The sequence below is a fragment of the Rufibacter sp. LB8 genome (genome assembly GCF_014876185.1).
Classification (GTDB): domain Bacteria; phylum Bacteroidota; class Bacteroidia; order Cytophagales; family Hymenobacteraceae; genus Nibribacter.
In genome coordinates this window covers 1,811,214-1,832,083 of the sequence record NZ_JADALJ010000001.1, presented here as the reverse complement: position 1 = coordinate 1,832,083, position 20,870 = coordinate 1,811,214, and the positions used below count along the sequence as shown (strand labels likewise).

The following is a 20,870-nucleotide window of genomic DNA, read 5'->3' as shown; positions in this document are numbered from 1 at the left end:
TCAATCACCTTTTTAAAATTATTTATTTACCACAAGGTTTAGCTGGTTATCCTGTGGCAGGGTAGTTATATTTGCTCTGCTTTTAAATAGTGCGTTATGTCTGTAATAGCCCCAAGTGTTTCTGTGTTTTCCCAGTTGCAATCTGCCCTGGCCGGAGAATTGTATTTTGACGATGCCTCTTCGTTGCACCAAGCCCAGAAACTGGTGTATTCCACAGACGCCTCGGTGTACCAGGAAAAACCGGTGGCAGTGGCTATTCCCAGGAACATTGATGACCTCAAGGTGCTGGTGAAATTCGCGAAGGAGCACCAACTCACGCTTATTCCCCGGGCGGCGGGCACGTCGTTGGCGGGGCAGGTGGTGGGTCACGGGCTGGTGGTGGACATCTCTAAGTACTTTACCCAGATTCTGGAAATCAACGAGCAGGAGCGGTGGGTGCGCGTGCAGCCGGGCGTGATCAGAGATGATTTGAACGCCGTCTTGAAACTGAGTGGCCTGATGTTCGGGCCTGAAACGTCTACCGCCAACAGAGCGATGGTAGGCGGCATGATCGGTAACAACTCCAGCGGCCTGCACTCCATCGTCTGGGGAGATACCCGTGACCATTTATTGTCGGCGAAGGTGTTGTTAAGTGATGGTTCTGAGGCTGAATTCAAACCACTTAGCCCACAGGAATTCCAGTACAAAATGGCGCAAGACACAGAAGAAGGCGACATCTACCGCCAAATGCACGAGTTGGTTACGCACCCTGGGCATAGAAAGACCATCAAAACCAATTACCCCAAAGCCAGCCTCACCCGGCGCAACACCGGTTACGCGCTTGATTTTTTGGTAGATGACAAACACCTCGTGAACGGGGAGCAAACCATTAACCTATGCCAACTGTTGGCCGGGTCTGAAGGTACGCTGGCGTTTATCACCGAGGCGAAACTGAATCTCTTGCCCTTGCCGCCCAAAGAAGAAGGCCTGTTGTGCGTGCATTTCAACTCCCTGTTGGAAGCGCTGCATGCCAACGTCATTATTCTCAAGCACAAGCCTTTGGCCTCTGAACTGGTGGATAAATATATCATGGACTTCACCAAAGGCCACCCCACGTACCAGAACAACCGCTTTTTCATTGAAGGCGACCCCGCCGCTCTCTTGATGGTGGAGTTCATGGAAGCCTCACAAGACATTATTTCGGCCAAGGCCGAAGCTTTGGTGGCGGACTTAAAGGCTGCCGGTTTGGGCTACGCCTACCCATTGGTGCGCGGCAAGGAAACCAAGCCGGTCTGGGAAGTGCGCAAAGCGGGCTTGGGCCTGATCAGAAACCTGCCCGGTGACTTGCAACCAGTGAACCTGATTGAAGACTGCGCCGTCTCACCAGAGGATTTACCTTTTTACATTGAAGAATTACAGGGCTTGCTGGCCAAGCACCATCTGCACGCGTCATACTACGCCCACGCCGGGGCCGGTGAGCTGCACGTGGAACCCATGATCAACCTCAAAACCGAGGCGGGCAAACAACTCTTCCGGACGGTTCTGGCTGAGACTACCGAGCTGGTCAAAAAATACAACGGTTCTCTGAGCGGAGAACACGGCGACGGCCGCCTGCGCGGTGAGTTCATTCCGGCGGCCTTGGGTCAGGAAGTCTATGCGCTTTTAAAAGAAGTGAAACGCATCTTTGACCCGCACGGCGTGTTCAATGCGGGTAAGATTGTGGATACGCCGCCCATGAATGAATTTCTGCGGTACGAGGAAAAACAACAGCAACAGATTATTCCGGTAGAAACGCTTTTTGACTTCACCCGTCAGGAAGGAATTCTGCGCCTGGCCGAGAAATGCTCCGGCTCCGGCGACTGCCGCAAGACCCACGTGAGCGGCGGCACCATGTGCCCGAGTTACATGGCCACCCGTCAGGAAAAAGACACCACCCGCGCCCGCGCCAACATCCTTCGGCAGTTCTTGACCAGCTCTGAGAAAGCCAACAAGTTTGACCACAAAGAGATCAAGGAAGTCATGGATTTGTGCCTCAGCTGCAAAGCCTGCAAATCTGAGTGCCCCAGCAGCGTGGACGTGGCCAAGATGAAAGCCGAATTCCTGCAGCATTACTATGACGCCAACGGCGTGCCGCTCAGAGCCCGCATGATTGGGAATTTCACCAAACTGCAGCGTCTGGCGTCCATCGCACCTGGTATTTATAATTTCGTCATCAACAACTCAATTACCAGCAAACTGGTGAAACAAGTGGTAGGCTTCGCGCCGAAGCGGTCTTTGCCTGGGTTAAGCAGTACCACCTTTCGGACTTGGTTCAAGAAATGGAAAAAGCAGCAACCAGCCGCTAAAGCCACAGCCAAAAAAGTCTACCTTTTCTGCGACGAGTTCACCGATTTCAACGATGTGGAGATTGGCCAAACCACCGTTAAATTATTGACGGCCCTGGGCTATGACGTGCACATGCCAAACCACCTGGAAAGCGGCCGCACCTATCTCTCCAAAGGCCTGGTGCGTGACGCCAAAAAAATCGCCATTAAAAACGTTGAGCTGCTGGCAGAAGTCATTCAAGACGGCGTGCCGTTGGTTGGTATTGAACCCTCAGCCTTACTCACGCTCCGTGATGAATATCTGGATTTAGTACCATCTTCCTTAGAGCCGAAGGCCAGACAAGTGGCCCGAAATTCTTATTTGCTGGAGGAATTCTTGTTGAAAGAAGCGGAGGAAGGATCGTTGTCGGTGCAGGCCTTCACTACAGAAAAACGCAGCATTCAACTGCACGGACATTGCTACCAGAAAGCCCTGCACGCGCTCACGCCCACTCAAAAGATTTTGGCGCTGCCCCAGAATTATGAAGTAGAGCTGATTCCCTCGGGCTGTTGCGGCATGGCGGGGTCGTTTGGCTACGAGAAAGAGCACTATGACGTCTCCATGCAGATTGGCGAATTGGTCTTGTTCCCCACGGTTAGAAAGCAACCCGCCGAGGTCATTATTGCCGCTGCAGGTACCAGTTGCCGCCACCAAATCAAAGATGGCACCGCCCGCAAAGCCCTTCACCCTGCTGAGATTCTGTACAACGCCCTGGCGGTGAAGTAGCCGTTTCCGTTTTGGGGCTCATTTCCTAAAATGAGCCCCAAAACGGAAATTGGCAGAGACACTCGTAGGAGCTGCGCACGCTACGAGTGTCTTTTGAGCAGGCGAATGTCGGGTCCTCCACCGAAGAGACAAGGCAGTGCCTGGTCTCTACATTTTCTTCTGCCACAAGTTACGCTGTTGCTAAACTTGCGGCAGGGATGTTTCCTAGGAAAGGTTATTTATCAGTTTCGCCTCCATTTCCATTCCAGAGCCTAGAAACGCAAATGGCGCAGACCTCACAGGTTTCGAAAACCTGTGAGGTCTTTTGAGCAGGCGGAACTGCTGATGCCCAAAACGCAGACTGCCTTTCAACCCGGTCCTTTTCCAGCCTTTCCATCGAGCGCCTAAGCAGGTTCCGTCGCCGCTAGGCGGGTGCCGAAGGCACCCGGAAGCTGGTACAGCGCGAGAGGGGAAGGCGGGGCCTCGCGGCCGTGAGCGCTCGGAGCCATAATAAGGAAAAGGCTGTCTTGTAAAACTCAGGAGTAAGCGGTCATTTGAAAGGAAAGCAAACTGCATGCACAAAAGCTTCTACAAACGCAGTATAGGTTGTTGGTTAGAACACCAACAACGGCGAAGGGAATTGCTTGAACAGTCCAATAAAGAGTATTTGTTAGATCCTTCGGCAGACTCAGGATGACTAGGAAGTAAAACTCCCGTTTTAGAGCTCATTTCTGAAAATGAGCCCCAAAACGGAATTGTAGTCAAAGCAAAAGTAAATTACAGATTTACATTTCCTGCAATTTCTCTTAGTCCAATTTCGCCTAGCTTGGCTTGGTAAAGGGCATTGCTGTACCGCACAGTGGCATTCACGAAGTTGAGTTGGGCATCACGCACTTCCATGGTGGTGATGCTGCCCAGGCGATATTTCTCCATGGTAATATCAAGGTTTTGGCGGGCAATGCGGGTATTGTTTTCCTCCAATCGCACCAAAGACAGGTTGGTCTGGTAGGTTTGAAACGCGGCCGCCAATTGCGCCTGAATGTTTTGGTTCACCTGGGCCAGTTGCAGTTCAGCGCTATTTATGATAATGTTAGCGTTCTGCTCATTTCGACGCTGGTTGAAGCCAGTAAAAATAGGCACAGAAGCCGTGACGCCGTAGGTAAGGCCATTGCCGGTAGACAAAGTGGAGAAACCCAACGCCGATTGATTCCTGGAAAAGGTGTACCCCGTGTTCACGCCAATGGTAGGGTAGCGGCTGGCACGCACCTGGCGAGCTTCCAATTCTGCAATACGCTTGTTTAAGATGGCGGCTTTTAAGGCCGGGTTCTGCTCAGTGGCTTGGGTGGTCAATTGGCTCAAAGTCAGGCGGTCATCAATGGTGATGCCGTTTACTACCTTGAATCTGATATTGACATCGCGGGCCATGATCTCGTTCAGCCTGATTTGGGTATTCCGGTAGAGGTCCTGCTGGCGTAACAGGTTGGTGGTATCTGTGTTGTAGTCCACCTGCGCATTCAACACCTCCAAACGGGCCGATTTCCCAATCTGGAAGCGGTTCTGAGCCGTTTCCACCCTAAACCTAGACAAGGCAATGGCGGTATCATAGGCCTGGATCTGGAGTTGCTGCTGCACCATTTCATAGTACAGAGCTACTACATCGCTCACCCGTGTCACAATGGTTTGCTGCAAGTTGGCTTCGCCGAGTTTCTGTAGTTCCTGCAACTGCTCGTAGCGCGCAAACATCCGGAAGCCGTCAAAAATAGTCCAGTTCAAGCCAACGCCGTAGTTAAGGTTGGAGCCGCGGCCCCAGTTTACCTCGTTCACTTGACCGTCGGCGCGGGTTTGGGAGTTGTTCTGAATAGAATTGCTGTTGGTAAGCGTGGCGTTCACGTTAGGCAACATGCCGGCGTTGCCGCGGCTTACATTGTTCTCGGCAATCTGCCGGTCATTGGTGAACAGTTTGATGTCATAATTACGCTCCAGCGCAATCTTTACGGCGTCTTCTAAGGTTAAAAGCTCCTGCGCCCGGGCTGGGCCTGTGGCCAACACGGCCAACAGGGCAACCAACCAGAGTAAGCTTTTTTTACTTTGTATCATAAGGAAAGGTGAGTCTAATCTTAATGGGAAACCGCTTTTTCGTATTCTTCAATGTGGTCAAATTCTGGATGATGCTTGCGCTCCTTAGACCACATGGCATAGATGGCCGGAATCACGAAGAGCGTCAGAATCAAGGAGAAAATAGTACCGCCTACAATCACTATCCCCATGCCCATGCGGCTTTGCGCCGCCGCACCCAAGGCCAGAGCAATAGGCAAGGCACCCAAGGCAATGGCCAAACTGGTCATCAAGATTGGTCTCAAACGGGCTTCAGAAGCTTCCAGAATGGCTTCTAATTTTGGTTTGCCTTCCTCGCGCAGCTGATTCGCGAATTCCACAATCAGAATCCCGTTCTTAGTTACCAGGCCAATGAGCATAATAGTCCCAATCTGGCTGAAAATGTTCCAGGTTTGCCCGAGCAACCACAAACTAAGCATGGCACCGGCCACGGCCATAGGCACGGTCAAGATAATGATGAACGGGTCCACGAAGCTCTCAAACTGGGCGGCCAGAATCAGGTAAATCAACAGCAAGGCCAGCCCAAAGGCGAACATGGTGTTGGAACCGCTTTCCACAAAGTCACGGGATTCGCCGCCCAAGTCAGTAGAGAAAGACTCGTCCAATACTTTGTCTCTGATAGCGTCCATGGCGTCAATGCCGTCGCCAATGCTTTTGCCCGGGGCCAAACCGGCAGAAACCGTAGCCGACAAATAGCGGTTGTTGTGGTACAATTGCGGCGGACTGCTTTTCTCTTCCATGGTGACCAGGTTGTCAAGCTGTACCAACTGTCCGGTAGAACTGCGCACAAACAGAGAGGTCAGGTCCATGGGGTCATCACGGTCTGGGCGGTCAAACTGGCCCATTACCTGGTACTGCCGGCCGTTCATCAGGAAATACCCAAAGCGTTGCCCGCTTAAAGAGAGCTGCAGCGTTTGGGCCACGTCAATCACAGATATGCCCAGGCTTTGCGCTTTCTCCCGGTCAATGGTGATGTTGATTTCCGGCTTGTTGAATTTCAGGTTTACATCTGGCTGCACAAAAATTGGGTTGGCGGCCACGGCTTCCATAAACTGCGGTATTTTCTCCTGCAGCTTCTCAAAGTTTGGCGCCTGAATAATGTATTGAATGGGCTGCCCGCCTCTTCTGTTCACGGAAATAGTAGGTTGCTGGCTCACGTTGGTGCGTGCCTCCGGAAAACGACGTGTTAGTTTAGAAAGTTGATCGGCTATTTCCTTTTGGGAGCGTTCCCGTTCTTCAGGTTGTTTCAACGCCAAGCGCATCATGCCGCTGTTGACGGAGCTGGACCCGAAGCCGGGCGAGGTGATGACCAGGTTTACATTCTTCTCAGGGACAGAGTCATCTACCAACTTGGTGAGTTCCAGCATGAAGCGGTCCATGTATTCATAAGAGGCACCTTCTGGGGCTGTGGCAGATACCCGCAGCATGCTTCGGTCATCATATGGCGCGGTTTCTTTCTGCAAGGTCATGTAGAAAAGAACCGTTAAGCCTAAACAAGCCAGAATGATAGGGAAACTGAGCCATTTGCGTTTCATGAAACTGGTCAACGCCTCGGCGTAGCCGCTGTTCATGCGTTGGAACATAGGCTCAGTCCAGTTGTAGAACCTAGATTTCTTCTGCTCGCCACCTTTCATCAGGTACGCGTTCAGCATAGGCGTCAAGGTCAAAGAAACAAACGCTGAGATCAACACCGCCGCGCCAATCACCACGCCAAATTCCCGAAAGAGCCTACCCACAAATCCTTCCAGGAAGATTACCGGTAAGAAAACCGCCGCCAGCGTGATGGAGATGGAAATGACCGCCATGAAAATCTCATTGGAGCCTTTGATGGCCGCCTCAATGGGAGACATGCCTTCCTCTACTTTCTTGTAGATGTTCTCTGTTACCACAATACCGTCATCCACCACCAGACCGGTGGCCAACACAATAGCTAGCAACGTCAAGACATTGATGGAGAAACCCGCCAAATACATAATGAAGAACGTGGCGATCAAAGACACCGGAATGTCAATCAAGGGCCGGAACGCAATGCCCCAGTCCCGGAAGAACAGATAGATGATTAGAATCACCAGCACCAAGGCAATCAAGATTGTCTCGGCCACCTCCGTCACTGATTTCTGGATGAACACGGTGTTGTCCATCACAATGTCTAGCTGAATATCAGCGGGCACTTCGGTTTTGAGTTTGTCAAACTGGTCATAGAAGTTACCGGCAATTTCCAGGTAGTTGGTGCCCGGTTGGGGAATAATGGCCATGCCCACCATGGGTGTGCCTGACTCCGTCATCTTGGTTTCCAGGTTCTCAGGCCCCAATTCGGCGCGGCCGATGTCACTGAAGCGGGTGATGGTCTCGCCTTGTGAGGCAATGATAAGGTTGTTGAACTGCTCTGGGTTTGAGAGGTTACCCAGCGTTTTAACCGTTAATTCTGTGTTGCTGCCGCTTACTTTACCAGTGGGTAATTCTACGTTTTGGCGGTTGAGGGCCGTGCGCACATCTGCCACTGTCAAGCCATAAGAAGCCAGTTTCATGGGATCAATCCAGAGGCGCATGGCGTAACGTTTCTGCCCCCAGATCTGAATGCTACTCACCCCAGGAATGGTCTGCAAACGCTGAGAAATCACATTCTCCGCATAATCTGACAACTGTAAGGCGTCACGGGAGGCACTACGCACGGTCATTGTGATGATGGGTTCAGAATCTGCGTCTGCTTTTGAAACCACCGGTGGCGAATCAATGTCCTCAGGCAAGCTTCTTACGGCCTGAGATACTTTGTCACGCACGTCATTGGCGGCTTCCTCCAGGTTTTTCTCCAGATTAAACTCAATGTTGATGTTGCTGGAGCCTTGGTTAGAAGTTGAAGAAATATTTCTAATCCCGTCAATGGAGTTAATGGCCTTTTCCAGCGGCTCTGTAATCTGTGACTCAATAATGTCTGAGTTGGCGCCGGAGTAACTGGTACGCACAGACACAATAGCCGGGTCAATAGAAGGATATTCCCGAACGCCCAGAAATGTGTACCCAATCACCCCAAACAGCATGAGGAGCAAATTGAGCACAATGGTAAAAACCGGGCGTTTTATACTTGTGGTAGATAAACTCATAGGTTTTTAATTTTTTATTGCTGCTTAACAATCGCCACTTTCACGGGGCTGCCAGCTTTCAAGGTCATCACGCCGGTGGTCAACAATGTATCTCCGGCACTCAGGCCAGACGTCACCAACAGGTCTTTCTCTGTGCGGGTGCCGGTTTCAATCATGACTTCCTTGGCTTTCCCGTTCTCCGTGATGAACACTTTTTTTCCGTTTTGCACGGGCACCACCGCTTGGGTAGGGATGAGGAGAGCATCTGGAATAACTGTCAACGGCATTTGAATATTGGCGAAAGAACCGGGCATTAAATCACCGTTGGCATTGTCTGCCCGGGCCCGTAGCTGCAGCGTACGCGTGGCCGCTTGAATGCCAGGCTCAATGGCGTACACTTTGGCTTTGAATTTGTTGGTGGTGCCCGCTACGGTAAAGGTAATTTCTGTGCCTTCTTTTACCTGCGCAGCATATTTCTCTGGTACGGCAAACGTGATTTTAGCGGGGTTGGTGCTCATTAAATTGGTCACCACCGTCTCTGGTGATAAAAAGCTGCCTGTGGAGACCGCCCGTAAACCCACTTTACCAGAAAAAGGTGCTGTGATGGAAGTTTTGGCCAATTGCGCCTGCACTAACTGAATCTGCGCCTGCGCGGTTTTCAGTTCGGCGCGGGCTACGTCATATTCTTCACGGCTGATGGCCTCTTTGGCCAAAAGCAGACCCGCGCGGCGCTCGTTTTCAGAGGCGAGGCTACGGCGGGTTTGGGCCTGGGCCAGTTGGGCTCTCAGTTCAGAATCGTCAATTTTTACCAACACCTGGCCTTTGCGTACGTTGCCGCCTTCCTGAAAGTAAATGCCCCGCACCAAACCAGCCACCTGGCCTCTCACTTCAATCTGTTCGTTGGCTTCAATGGAACCGGTCACAGACAGCGCATTGGCGAATTCCTGGGGTTGCACCACCATGCCGCTCACGCGCATGGGCATGCCGCCTCCGCCACCAGGGCCACCTTTTCCTCCGGCACCCGGACCGCCTTTTCCCCCGCCGGGGCCTCCACCGGCCGCACCGGCTTGTTCCTGGTTGGTGGTGTAGCGGTAATAAACTAAGGCGCCAAAACCTAGGATAAGAAGGGCAATCACAATATGTTTGATTTTCATAGAAACAGAACGCTGTATTAGGTTGAGGAAAAGGTACGGCGCTAAAACCGACGGTTATGAATATATGGGCCAACCCCAAGCTTCTTAAAGGAGCGACAAAGGAAGTAAGTTCCCTGCAGTTACCGGAAAATGAAGAGGTTGGGTCAGTGGTGAAAAAGGTTACTTAGGGGTGAGTGGTTGCCCGGTTACTGGCTGCCAAAAAAATCCGTTTCTGGTTAAATTGGGGGAGAAGCAAGAATAACCAGTTTCTGTAAGCAAGGAAGTTTTTTTGACGAAAGGTGTCAGCTGAGGGGCCAGGGTCACTTTTTTCATTCCTTTGAGGAGGCTTAGGGGGGTTATGAGCAAGCACCATTGAGTACAAGGTACTTCTTCTTGTAACCCCATGGCAGACAAAAATATTGCGTTTTTTCTTACTTTTATAAGTAAGACCTAAAAATGCCGGTAAAGTTTAATCTGGTGTATAAATTAAACGCTTTGGTCTATCCGCTACGTACCATCTCAAAATTGCGCCACCTATGCCAGCCAGCAACGCCTCAGATAAAAAGACCAATTTTTTTAAAGACGTGTATGAAGTAGTGAAGCTGATTCCGCCGGGGCGGGTAACTTCTTACGGCGCCATTGCCGCTTATCTGGGCGCGAAGGGATCGGCCCGCATGGTGGGCTGGGCTTTGATCGCCTCGCACGCGCAACATGGCATACCGGCTTACCGCGTAGTCAACAGAAATGGCCTGCTCACCGGCAAGCAGCATTTTGGATCTTCTGACGCCATGCAGGCACATCTTGAAAGCGAAGGCATAAAGATTGAAAACGACCAGGTACAAGATTTTGAAAAACGTTTCTGGGACCCTGCCAAAGAGCTTTTGTAAACTACTAAGTGCAATTGGGTTTAGAATTTACAACATTCCTTCCTGTTTTTGGCTTCATTTCCAGAAACCAGCCCAAAAACGGCTTTTTACGTATTCGGCCTGATGATTACCATGACTTCACCCAGAATCCTGTCAAGAGTGCAGCCAACGTTCCTTTTGTTTAAAGAGGCGTTTGTGCTTTTTAAGAAGAATGACCCGTTGCGGTTGGCTTCTTCCACGGCGTTTTTCACACTGTTCGCGTTGCCGCCCATACTTATTCTTTTAATTACGGTGTTAGGAAGTTTGTTCAGCAACGCCTTGATCACCGGCGAGTTGTTTGAGAAAATGGCCGCCCTTGTGGGGCAAGACGTGGCCGGGCAAGTAGAATTGATTTTGACGAATTTCCTGGATTTGCAGGGGCAGGGCTGGGCCGCCGTGGTCAGTTTTCTGTTCCTCACGTTTGTGTCCACCACCTTGTTTACGGTCATTCAGAACTCGTTGAACCAGCTTTGGAGCGTGCGCCTGCGCGGTCCGCAGCATTTAAAAGGAGCGTTGCGAAACCGTTTCAGGGCGCTTATGATTATTCTCTCCAGCGGCTTGTTATTTGTGGCGTTTCTGGTCATGGACGCGTCTTTTGCCTTCATCAATGACCATTATACCCTTTGGGACGAGCATTTTCAGCTAAACCTTATAAAGAGCTTGAACAGAATCATTGGGTTTGCCGTGGAGACTACTTGGTTCGCTTTGATTTTCAGGTTCCTGCCGTTTGCGCACATGCCTAAACGGGCGGTGTGGGTAGGGGCGGCGGTGACGGCTTTCCTCTTTCTGCTAGGTAAAGTGGTGCTGGCGCGTTTGCTGGTGAACAGTGATTTGGGGTCTGTGTATGCCGCCTCTGGGTCTGTGGTGGTACTGCTGTTGTTCATCTTCTACTCCGCCATGATCTTTTTCTTTGGCGCCTGCTTCACCAGAATCTATGCCCGATCCATTGAGCAGCCGCTGTTGCCCAAGTCCTTCGCCACGTTTTATGAAGCTAGAGACACCCAGGAAGCGCCGTTTTAGGGCTCATTTCCAGAAATGAGCCCCAAAACGGAAAACCTGGAGAACTCTCCTGCAGTGATTGCGATGCGCATAAACCACAGTGCCGAGGGCAACAATAAACGCTGCAGGCCTTCCGCGTAAAAAAATATTCAAGCACGAATCTTTACCACTTGTGATTAGGCATTCGGGCAGGTAGAATAATAAGCCTGGTGCCAAACAAGCGTTAGGAACAACTTGACCTGGGCCCGGGAGTTTCGTAAATTAGCCCAATGGATTCCCCCGCTTTGGGATGTTTGTTTTACTAAACCAACGTTTTCCTTATGATGATGAAACACAAAAGTATCTGGCTGGCCACCGCCCTCACCGGCACGCTGGCCCTGGGTTGCAGCAAACCTGCCGTTCAACAAACCGCTTCCACGGCTTCGGCAACCGCCGTGGCCAGCACCACAGAGGCCATTGTGCCGGGCATAGGTTTGAACATGGCCAACTTGGACCGTAGCGTGTCGCCGTGCGAGGATTTCAACCAGTTTGCCAACGGCGGCTGGCTCAAAAACAATCCCGTGCCCGCCGCCGAGAGCCGCTGGGGCAGTTTCAATGAACTGAGAGACAATAACAATGCGGCTCTTTTAGCAGTGGTCAATGCCGCCGTGGCCCAGCGCAACGCCGCCAAAGGCTCCAGCACCCAATTGGTAGGGGACTTCTACGCCGCCGGCATGGACTCCATGGCCATTGAGCGCGCCGGCATTGCGCCCTTGAAACCAGAACTGGACCGCATCAACGCCATCAAAGACAGAAACACCTTGTTGCAGACCATCGCGCAGCAGAAAATGCTGGGCAGCGGCGCCCTGTTCGGCTTTGGTGTGGGGCAGGACCGAAAAAACAGCACGCAACACATCGCTAGTATTCGGCAGGGCGGTTTGGGCTTGCCTGACCGTGATTATTACCTGAATTCTGATGCCAGGTCACAAGCCGTGAAAGAGGAATACCAGCGCCACGTGGGCCGCATGTTCATGCTTTTGGGCGACAACCAACTCGCCGCGCAGCGCAACGCCGCCAAAGTGGTGGAGATGGAAACGCGCCTGGCCAAAGCCTCTATGACCCGCGTGCAGCAACGCGACCCATATGCCACCTACAATAAAATGACCCTGGCCGAGGTGCAGAAACTGGCGCCCAACTTCAACTGGAACACACTTTTAGGCCAACTGAACGCCAAGGCTGCCACTGAGATTATTGTGGCGCAGCCCGAGTTCTTGAAGGAAGCCAACACAATGCTGGCCAGCATTCCCGTATCTGACTGGAAAACCTACCTGCGCTGGCACCTAGTGCGGGGCACGGCCAACTACCTGCCCATGGCTTTTGTGCAGGAAAGCTTCAACTTCAACAGCAAGTTCCTGAATGGCACCCGCCAGATGCAACCGCGTTGGAAACGCATTTTGGGTTCTACAGATGCCACCATCGGCGAAGCCTTAGGACAAGCGTATGTAGAGAAAACCTTTTCGCCGGCCGCCAAGGCCAAAGCCCTGGAGATGGTGAACAACCTGCGTGCCGCGTTTCAGGAACATGTGAAAAACCTGGACTGGATGAGCGAGGCCACCAAGCAGCAGGCCATGACCAAACTGAACGCCTTCGCGGTGAAGATTGGCTACCCAGACAAATGGCGCGATTATTCTGGCTTGACCATCAGCCGTGATTCCTATGTGCAGAACATGCTCAGCGCCGCCCGCTGGAACTACAACCGCAACGTGGCCAAACTGGGCCAACCCGTAGACCGCACCGAGTGGGGCATGACGCCGCCCACCGTGAACGCCTACTATAGTCCCAGCATGAACGAGATTGTATTCCCGGCCGGAATTCTGCAGCCGCCCTTCTTTGACCCCAACGCCGATGATGCCGTGAACTACGGTGGCATGGGTGCCGTGATTGGACATGAACTCACCCACGGCTTTGACGACCAGGGCAGCCAGTTTGACCACCAAGGCAACCTCCGCGATTGGTGGACCGCCGAAGACAAGGCCAAATTCAAGCAGCGCACTGATTTGGTGGACCGCCAATACAGCGCCTACCAGCCGCTTGACAGCGTGTTTGTGAACGGAAAACTGACCATGGGCGAAAACATTGCCGATATTGGCGGTCTGAACATTGCCTTCAGTGCGCTGCAGAAAGCCATTGCAAACAAAAACGTGGGCAAGATTGACGGTTTCACGCCGGAGCAGCGCTTCTTTCTGGCTTGGGCCCAAATCTGGCGGAACAATTCCACCCCAGCCGCTTTGCGCCAGCAAGTGTTAACAGATTCACACTCCCCAGCCCAGTTCCGGATTAATGGGCCGTTGTCTAATTTGCCGCAGTTCTACAAAGCCTTCGGGTGCGGACCGGACAACAAGATGTACCGCCCAGACGCGGAGCGCGTGCATATCTGGTAATTCCTGTTTTCGGGCCCGTTTCCGGAAATGGAGCCAAAAACGCACCTCAGACATGGGGTGCGTTTTTTTGGGTATGTCAGAAGGGTTTTTTAGCGGAGACACTCGTAGGAGCTGCGCGCGCTACGAGGTCTTTTGAGTAACAGCAGGAACCTCAAGCGTAGAGATAAGGCAGTGCCTTGTCTCTACCACCTGCAACCGAATCCCAGTTTCGGCTCCATTTCCAATTTAGAGCCCGAAACGCAATTAATTCGGTTCCAAAAGCGCAGACGGCCTATCGAATCGCACCGTTTCCAGCCTTTCCATCGAGCGCCTCGCGGGTTGGCCTTGTATGGCTGATGCGATGAAACAAATATCAGAAATGGCCAAGACGGGCAGTGCGAGAGGGGAAGGCGGGGCCTCGCGGCCGTGAGCGCTCGGAGCCGGGCTATGGAAAAGGCTGTCTTGTAAAACTCAGGAGTAAGCGGTCATTTGAAAGGAAAGCAAACTGCGTGCACAAAAGCAGCTAGAAACGCAGTTCAGGTTGTTGGTGATAACACCAACAACGGCGAAAAAGGAGAAAAAAGGCAATCCACTAAAAGTAACTACTACCTCAGCACCTTCACCTTCATAGTAACCTCCTTCACCGGCCATTTCTGCTGATCCACGGGCGTGGCGGCAATGCTGTCCACCACAGCCATGCCTTCCACCACTTCCCCGAAGATGGTGTACTGCTGGTCCAGGTTGGGTGCGCCGCCCTGGGTGCGGTACACGCGCTTTTGGGCAGGGGTGAGTTTTAAATTGAATTCCCTGATGCTGGCCTGCAACTCCAACTCACTCATGGGGTGGCCCTGCACAATGTAGAAATCACGGTTAGACGATTTGCGCTCGGGGTTTTCCTTGTCGCCGTAGCGGGCCATGCCCACCATGCCGCGTTTATGGTAATAATGGGGCCGTATTTCCGGCGGAATTTTATAAACGCCAATCTTCATGGTCTGGAAATCTGACCGGCCACCCTGAATCATGAAATCTTTCTCTACCCTGAAAAAAACAGTGTTGTCAAAGAACCCATAGTTGGCCAGCCGCACAAAATTGGCGCGGTGCAGCGGCGTGTCCTGGAACAACCGTATTTTAATATCGCCTTTGGGTGTGGAAAGGAGCACCAGCGTGTCATGCGGGTGGGCCAGGGCGTAAGCGGCCAGAGAATCTTGCGCGGTGGTGTCTGTGAGCAGGGTAGGGACTGGCGGAGCAGGTGGTGCAGGGGCGGCCGGTGCCTCGGCGGGCTTCTGCTGGCAGCTGGTGAGTATTAAAAAAGCCAGGGCCAGGCATTTGCCGAAACCGAAAACTACAGGTAGAAAACGCATAGATTCAAAGAGATTTGCTTCAGGTAAAACTAGCAGTTGCGGCGGCATAAAACCAAACCGGGAACAACCGAATTTTGAGCGCGCACAAAAACGCGGGCAAACAACTTAACAAATTAGATGGTACATGAACACCACAAAAAACGGGCAAGGCCGCCCAGAAGCCGCCTTGCCCGTTTTTGGCTTCGTTTCCAGAAATGAGCCCGAAAACGCAAGTTTCAGGATTTATTCCGCCTTGGGGTCTTCGCAGTTAATGTCGTTGAAGACCTGGTTGATGGCATCTTCGGCGTTCCTGAGTTTCTGCTTGCAGAGTTTAATGAGCTCTGAGGACCGCTGCACTTTTTGGGTAAGTTCGTCCACGTCCACGTCATCGTTTTCAATGGCTTTGAGAATGGTCTCTAGTTCCTGGGTGGCTTGTTTATAGGTTATGTTACTCACGGCGTTTCATTTAAAATTAGGAATTGGGAATTAAGAATTGAAGTGGGAATTTTGAATTGGAAGGAGCGTATTGCACAAAAAGGATGGACACATTCCTGATTCGTACTTCCCAATTCTCAAGTAAAAAGGTCTGGTGGTTTTACCTGGGTGACGGTGCTGTCCACGGAGCCGGCCAACAGTTTGGTTTGCAGTTTATCGCCTTTCTTGAGCTGGTCAATGGATTTGAGGAGCTTGCCGTTCACGTAAGTGAGGGTGTAGCCGCGCATGAGCATGATTTCGGGGTCATGGCTGCGCATGTCCATCTCCAGCAGTTGCAGTTGGTGGCCTTTGATCTGCAGGTGGTCTTTGGCGCCATACAATAACCGCTGCTGGTTTTTCTGGAACGTGAGCGTGGCTTTCTGCAGCTGGTTTTTGGCATACAACTCCAGGCAATGCTCCACGTGCGCCAGGCTGCGCTTGCCGGCATCTACTTTTTTCTGGCTGTTGCTTTCCAGCTGTTGGTGGTACTGCAATTGTTTGGCTTCCTTGGCTCTGAGTACTTGCTGCACACTGTGCGTGAGCCTGAGTTCCTCACACATGACATGGCGCTGTTCTTCGGTGAGGAATTTCTGTGGTTTGTCTGACAAAGTGCGGGTCTGGCACTCCAGATGGTGCTGGCGCTGGTGCAGAAACGTGTTGGTGCGCTGCTGTAACTGGGTGGCAATCTGCGTGATGCGCCTTTCTTGCTGCACAGCCAAAGCCGCGGCCGTGTCGCGTACCTGCAAAAATAACTGTTCTACATTGGCTTCAAACTCGTTCAGCCTGTCTACCAGAAAAGCCGCGACGGCGGTTGGGGTTTTCAACGGCGTGTGCGCCACCAAGTCCGTCACAGATTCATCGCGCTCGTGGCCAATGCCGGTGAGAACAGGCAAGGGCATCTGGGCCACGGTGGCCGCCAGATCATAATGGTCAAAGCACAGCAAATCTGTCTGCGAACCCCCACCTCTAATGATGATGACCGCGTCAAAAGCCTGCTGCTGCAAGGTCACGCGGTGTAAGGCAGCCTTGATGGAAGAAACCGCCTCGGTGCCCTGCACGCTGGCCTCAAACAAGGTCAGCCTGAAATCATAGCCAAACGGGTTATTCGCCAATTGTGCCACAAAATCTTGATAACCAGCGGCGGTAGGCGAGGAGATAACGGCCAGGCGTTGCGGCACCAAAGCCAAGTTAATTTTCTGGTTTAGGTCCAGCAGGCCTTCGGTTTGCAGACGCGTGATAGTTTCCTGGCGCTGGCGGGCCAAATCACCTAGCGTATAGGTGGGGTCAATATCATGAATGTCCAGGCTGAAGCCGTAGAGCTCATGAAACCGGGGGCTGGCCTGGAACAGGATTTTCAGTCCGGCCCGAAGGCTGTGGCCCGTCTGGGCTTCAAAATAAGAAGCAATTTCCTGGTGCTGGCGTTTCCAGATGGTGCCGCGGGCCTGGGCGGTGAGGGTGCTTTTGGCACCGGGGTCTTTGTCGGTGAGGGTGAGGTAGCAGTGGCCGGAGCCGTGGTGCACGCGCGCCTCAGAAATCTCGGCAATGATCCAGTAGCGGTGGGGCAGGGCGTTCTCAATCTCCTCGCGCAGGCGGCGGTTGAACTCAAATAGCGTGAGTGGCCGGTGGGTGCTCACCGTGAGCGAAATCTCTTCGCGGTAACTCTGAAAATGTATCCCCATGCCTAGCGCTCCTCTTTATTTTCAATCTCCTAAAATTACGGTTTTTACCAAACACACCAACCATTTAGCTATTATTTTTAGCCAAGCCGATTTTTGTCCTTAATTCGCTAGTAATTGTGTTAAAAGTGCAAATCCTTCTGGGGCAGCTTCGCGTTTTAAGAACAAGTTTACATTTTTGATTCCGAAGGCTAAGAATGATAGGGTAAGGTGCTGCCAATCTGTTTTTCCGCTTACAAGCGGTGCTGAAAAGGCAGGAAAAGCACGAAGGCAGTTTGCTGAGATGGCTTTTTGCCACCGGAACCACAAATTTTAAACTTGATCACAGAATCATTATTACATTTGGCTGCCCAAGCGGGCCAGAACACGCGCACAGTTCCACGTTATATGTCAACATTAGTCCTTAGCCAGCTATTTATTTACCCCATCAAGAGTTTGGGCGGCATTTCCCTGACCACCAGCCAGGTAGATGAACGCGGGCTGCAGTATGACCGGCGCTGGATGCTCATTGACGAAAGTGGCGTGTTCCTGACCCAGCGCAAATTGGCCGAAATGGCCTTGCTCCAAGTAAATTTGGCCGAAAACGGTTTGGTGGTCACGCATAAAACCAAAGACCTGCCGCCGCTGCACGTACCGTTTGAGACCACCAGCACGCGCTCTCTTTTGGTGACCGTCTGGGACGATATCTGCTTCGCCTACATTGTGAGCGCCGAGGCCAACGCCTGGTTTACCCAAGCCCTGGGCGTGGACTGCCGCCTGGTCTACATGCCCGACAATTCCATCCGGCTCATTGACCCCAACTACGCCAAGCACAATGAGAAAGTGAGTTTTTCTGATGGCTATCCGTTTTTGATCATCGGCCAGGAGTCTCTGAATGATTTGAACAGCCGCCTGGAAGAGCCTTTGCCCATGAACCGGTTCAGGCCCAACTTTGTGTTCACCGGCGGCGCGCCTTATGACGAGGAGCATTGGAAGACCTTCAAGATTGGCAACGTGCTCTTTTACGGCACCAAGCCCTGCGGCCGCTGCAACGTGACCACCATTGACCAAGACACCGCCCAGGCCAGCCAGGAACCGCTCACCACGCTCAGCACCTACCGCAAGCAAGAAGGCAAAGTCATGTTCGGGATGAATCTGATTGGCCTCTCTACCGGCGAAATCTCCCTAGGCGACAAAATTGTGGTCATGGAAGCCGCCACCGGATCAGAGGATTAGCATTCCGTTTTCAGCCTCATTTCTGGAAACGGAGCCAAAAACGGAAATTTCCAGCGAAGGCAAATGGCAAGTATTTCGTCGTCCTTTGAAGGGGGTTGGGGGATGATTTCATTTCATGATGAATTCTCGTTTTCTTCTATGGCATGGAAGTAACTTCCGCGCCATAAAGTCGCCGTCCCTAAACATGGTAATGTAGGCACAGGGCTTGACCTGTCCTGAACGGTGGCTGAAGTAAAATTCTTTTCTACAAAGCAAAAATGGAGGAATTTCACTGGAAATGTGTGGCTCAGAAATGCGTTGGAGAAGTCAAGCTGTGCGAAATCATCTAGAATACAGCTTCGCACAGTCCGTTTTCGGGCTCATTTCTGAAAACGAAGCCAAAAACGGAAATGCCAATTTAAAGGGAAGATGATTTCAAGGGTAACTTTCGCTGATTTCTAGGCTTCGTTTTCTACTTTTACTTTCTCACTTTCCTCCTGAAGACCTTACTTTATGACATCTCATAGCCTCTACTTAGTAACTGCCACCGGCGGCGAAGAACTGGACCTGACCTACGCCAAAGAACTCCGGAGCAACAACCTTTTCCCGTTTGGGCAGCACAACTACGCCATTTACCGTACCCCAGAGGGCGTGTACGTGAAAGGCACCAACTCCGGTAACCTCAACCTCATGCTGGACCAATATGAGGTAATGCAGGAGGAAGAAGCCAAAACGTACAAACACCCTTTCCAGCGGCTAGAAGAAGAATAGTTTAACCCAGGTTTTGTTGTGAATCCCGTTTTCGGGCTCATTTCCAGAAATGAGCCCGAAAACGGGATTTTTGCTTTGGTGGAATTCAAGTTGGTAACAGAAATAAATTAAAAGTCGCGGCACAGAACTTCAAACCAGCCTTGCTGCGTACGTATAACCTGTTGTTTTATACCCGTAACACATGATGTTCAAGAAAAGTACAAGCCAGGCCTTTCCGGTTTATATAGTAGTGAGTATGTTGCTCATGTTGGGCAGTTGCAGTCCGCAGAACACGTTGCGGGGCGTTTTCAAAAGCCAGTCGGGGCATGAGAAGTACGCCGCCGCGCTCAAAGACGCCAAGTTGGACCAGACCGGCCTGGGCCAGCAATGGGTGGCCGCCAGCGCCAAGGCCCTGCAGGCCCCGGTGCCCGTGACCTTGCCTTTTAAGGAAACCGGCTATTTCCCCGCAGACAAACCCAGCGCCGCCGGCTACCGGTTCACCGTGAAACGCGGGCAGAAAGTGGCGGTGCGCGTAGAGACCAAAGGCCAGAACGTGCCCCAGGTGTTTCTGGATTTGTTTGAGACAGATGCCGCCAACCCCGGAAACCCCAAACGCGTGGCGTCGGCAGACACCACCAGCCTGCAACTGGAATATGAAATAGACGAGGAACTGCCCCACATTCTTCGGCTGCAGCCCGAGTTGCTGCGCAGCGGCCAGTACACCGTCACCATAGAAACCGGCCCGGTGCTGGCGTTCCCGGTGCAGGGCAAAGACAGCCGCGCGGTGCAGAGCTTCTGGGGCCAAGACCGTGACGCCGGCGCCCGACGACATGAAGGCATTGACATTTTCGCGCCGCGGCGCACGCCCGTGGTTGCGTCTGTGGAAGGCGTGGTGAGCCGGGTGAACACCACGCCCATTGGCGGAAAAGTGGTCTGGCTCACCGATGTGAAACGACAGCAAAGCCTGTATTATGCGCACCTGGACAGCCAAACCGTGGAACCGGGCCAGCGTGTAGCAGTGGGCGATACGCTGGGGCTCATGGGCAACACCGGCAACGCCATCACCACCGCACCGCACCTGCACTTCGGGATTTACCAGTTTGGGCAAGGCGCCGTGGACCCGTTCCCGTACGTGCACCAAGACAGAACCCCACCCGCAGCCTTGCAAATTGACACCAAAAACCTGAATGCCTGGACCCGCGTGACAAAAGAAAAAACCACGGTGCGGGAAGCGCCGGCCACTTCTTCGGCTAGCCTGGCCACGCTGGGCCGCCACGCGCCGGTGCAGGTGCTGGGAGGTTCCGGAAGTTGGTACCGCGTGCAATTGGCAGATGGCCGCCAGGGTTACATCTCCGGAAGTTTGCTGGAAGGCGTGGAGAAACCCCTGCAGTCCTTGAAACTCAAACGCGAAGCTCCTTTGCTGGAAACCTCAAACCCAGAAGCCGCCGCCAAACAGACCCTGACCCCTGACTCCACCGTGCGCGTGCTGGCCAAACTAGACGACTTCTGGCTGGTGAAAGACCAGAAAGGCGAGACCGGCTGGATTCCCGCTTCGGCTACCCGTTAACTATTTCTGGCAGTTTGAGTTGTGTTGTTTTTGGGCGAATCTTTGAAAGAATATTCGCTCTTTTTATGATGTAAATAAGTGTTTGGGAAAGAGATAATCACCCGGAAAGTTGCTCAACAACATTCATAAGTAGTAATACGTATTTGCCAGAACCGCTGGTGTCTCAAGGTATAGCGCCAAATGAGATGGA

General features: G+C 52.4%; 13 protein-coding genes. 7 read left to right on the top strand and 6 right to left on the bottom strand.

Going from position 1 to position 20,870, the window contains the following annotated elements:
- The first annotated feature begins 96 nt into the window (after positions 1-96).
- Positions 97-3,069 (top strand): FAD-binding and (Fe-S)-binding domain-containing protein, encoded by a 2,973-nt coding sequence (locus tag IMY23_RS07825; protein ID WP_192821544.1) that lies wholly within the window; start codon positions 97-99, stop codon positions 3,067-3,069.
- 756 nt (positions 3,070-3,825) lie between these two features.
- Here IMY23_RS07825 and IMY23_RS07820 read toward each other — a convergent pair.
- Genes IMY23_RS07820 through IMY23_RS07810 form a run of 3 tightly spaced genes read right to left on the bottom strand, consistent with a single transcriptional unit; the run spans position 3,826 to position 9,397 of the window.
- Entirely contained in the window at positions 3,826-5,145 is a 1,320-nt protein-coding gene (locus IMY23_RS07820) for a TolC family protein (protein ID WP_192821543.1), read from the bottom strand.
- 20 nt (positions 5,146-5,165) lie between these two features.
- Positions 5,166-8,264, bottom strand: coding sequence for an efflux RND transporter permease subunit (locus tag IMY23_RS07815; protein ID WP_192821542.1), 3,099 nt, complete (start codon positions 8,262-8,264; stop codon positions 5,166-5,168).
- A 14-nt stretch (positions 8,265-8,278) separates the two neighbouring features.
- Positions 8,279-9,397, bottom strand: a complete 1,119-nt coding sequence (locus IMY23_RS07810) for an efflux RND transporter periplasmic adaptor subunit (protein ID WP_192821541.1) — start codon at positions 9,395-9,397, stop codon at positions 8,279-8,281.
- A gap of 515 nt (positions 9,398-9,912) precedes the next feature.
- Between IMY23_RS07810 and IMY23_RS07805 the strand changes: the two genes are divergently transcribed.
- From IMY23_RS07805 to IMY23_RS07795, 3 genes are all read left to right on the top strand, one after another.
- Positions 9,913-10,263 (top strand): MGMT family protein, encoded by a 351-nt coding sequence (locus tag IMY23_RS07805; RefSeq protein ID WP_192821540.1) that lies wholly within the window; start codon positions 9,913-9,915, stop codon positions 10,261-10,263.
- A 111-nt stretch (positions 10,264-10,374) separates the two neighbouring features.
- Positions 10,375-11,301 (top strand): YihY/virulence factor BrkB family protein, encoded by a 927-nt coding sequence (locus IMY23_RS07800; protein WP_192821539.1) that lies wholly within the window; start codon positions 10,375-10,377, stop codon positions 11,299-11,301.
- 299 nt (positions 11,302-11,600) lie between these two features.
- A complete protein-coding gene (locus tag IMY23_RS07795) occupies positions 11,601-13,700 on the top strand; it encodes a M13 family metallopeptidase (protein WP_225986448.1) in 2,100 nt (699 codons plus the stop codon).
- Positions 13,701-14,284: 584 nt separating this feature from the next.
- On the opposite strand, the gene IMY23_RS07790 is transcribed toward IMY23_RS07795, so the two are convergent.
- The 3 genes from IMY23_RS07790 to xseA all read right to left on the bottom strand — a co-directional run bounded on the left by IMY23_RS07790 (position 14,285) and on the right by xseA (position 17,172).
- A complete protein-coding gene (locus tag IMY23_RS07790; RefSeq protein ID WP_192821538.1) occupies positions 14,285-15,040 on the bottom strand; it encodes a peptidylprolyl isomerase in 756 nt (251 codons plus the stop codon).
- A 222-nt stretch (positions 15,041-15,262) separates the two neighbouring features.
- Positions 15,263-15,475: an exodeoxyribonuclease VII small subunit gene (gene xseB, locus IMY23_RS07785; protein WP_192821537.1), complete on the bottom strand. Its 213-nt coding sequence runs from the start codon at positions 15,473-15,475 to the stop codon at positions 15,263-15,265.
- Positions 15,476-15,591: 116 nt separating this feature from the next.
- The gene (gene xseA, locus IMY23_RS07780; protein ID WP_192821536.1) at positions 15,592-17,172 is read right to left on the bottom strand and encodes an exodeoxyribonuclease VII large subunit; all 1,581 of its coding nucleotides are present in this window, start codon (positions 17,170-17,172) and stop codon (positions 15,592-15,594) included.
- 384 nt (positions 17,173-17,556) lie between these two features.
- On the opposite strand from xseA, the gene IMY23_RS07775 reads away from it, so the two are divergent.
- The 3 genes from IMY23_RS07775 (at position 17,557) to IMY23_RS07765 (ending at position 20,680) form a co-directional block, all read left to right on the top strand.
- Complete coding sequence (locus IMY23_RS07775) at positions 17,557-18,384, top strand: MOSC domain-containing protein (RefSeq protein WP_192821535.1); 828 nt, start codon at positions 17,557-17,559, stop codon at positions 18,382-18,384.
- 492 nt (positions 18,385-18,876) lie between these two features.
- Positions 18,877-19,134 carry a hypothetical protein gene (locus IMY23_RS07770; RefSeq protein ID WP_192821534.1) on the top strand — a complete coding sequence of 86 codons (258 nt, stop codon included), beginning with the start codon at positions 18,877-18,879 and terminating at the stop codon, positions 19,132-19,134.
- 181 nt (positions 19,135-19,315) lie between these two features.
- Positions 19,316-20,680, top strand: a complete 1,365-nt coding sequence (locus tag IMY23_RS07765; RefSeq protein WP_192821533.1) for a peptidoglycan DD-metalloendopeptidase family protein — start codon at positions 19,316-19,318, stop codon at positions 20,678-20,680.
- Positions 20,681-20,870: the final 190 nt, after the last annotated feature.

Coding starts and splice junctions, on each gene's coding strand:
- IMY23_RS07810 (WP_192821541.1), bottom strand. CDS start 9,397: ATGAAAATCAAACATATTGTGATTGCCCTTCTTATCCTAGGTTTTGGC.
- IMY23_RS07765 (WP_192821533.1), top strand. CDS start 19,316: ATGATGTTCAAGAAAAGTACAAGCCAGGCCTTTCCGGTTTATATAGTA.
- IMY23_RS07805 (WP_192821540.1), top strand. CDS start 9,913: ATGCCAGCCAGCAACGCCTCAGATAAAAAGACCAATTTTTTTAAAGAC.
- xseA (WP_192821536.1), bottom strand. CDS start 17,172: ATGGGGATACATTTTCAGAGTTACCGCGAAGAGATTTCGCTCACGGTG.
- IMY23_RS07800 (WP_192821539.1), top strand. CDS start 10,375: ATGACTTCACCCAGAATCCTGTCAAGAGTGCAGCCAACGTTCCTTTTG.
- IMY23_RS07775 (WP_192821535.1), top strand. CDS start 17,557: ATGTCAACATTAGTCCTTAGCCAGCTATTTATTTACCCCATCAAGAGT.
- IMY23_RS07820 (WP_192821543.1), bottom strand. CDS start 5,145: ATGATACAAAGTAAAAAAAGCTTACTCTGGTTGGTTGCCCTGTTGGCC.
- IMY23_RS07790 (WP_192821538.1), bottom strand. CDS start 15,040: ATGCGTTTTCTACCTGTAGTTTTCGGTTTCGGCAAATGCCTGGCCCTG.
- IMY23_RS07770 (WP_192821534.1), top strand. CDS start 18,877: ATGACATCTCATAGCCTCTACTTAGTAACTGCCACCGGCGGCGAAGAA.
- IMY23_RS07825 (WP_192821544.1), top strand. CDS start 97: ATGTCTGTAATAGCCCCAAGTGTTTCTGTGTTTTCCCAGTTGCAATCT.
- IMY23_RS07795 (WP_225986448.1), top strand. CDS start 11,601: ATGATGATGAAACACAAAAGTATCTGGCTGGCCACCGCCCTCACCGGC.
- IMY23_RS07815 (WP_192821542.1), bottom strand. CDS start 8,264: ATGAGTTTATCTACCACAAGTATAAAACGCCCGGTTTTTACCATTGTG.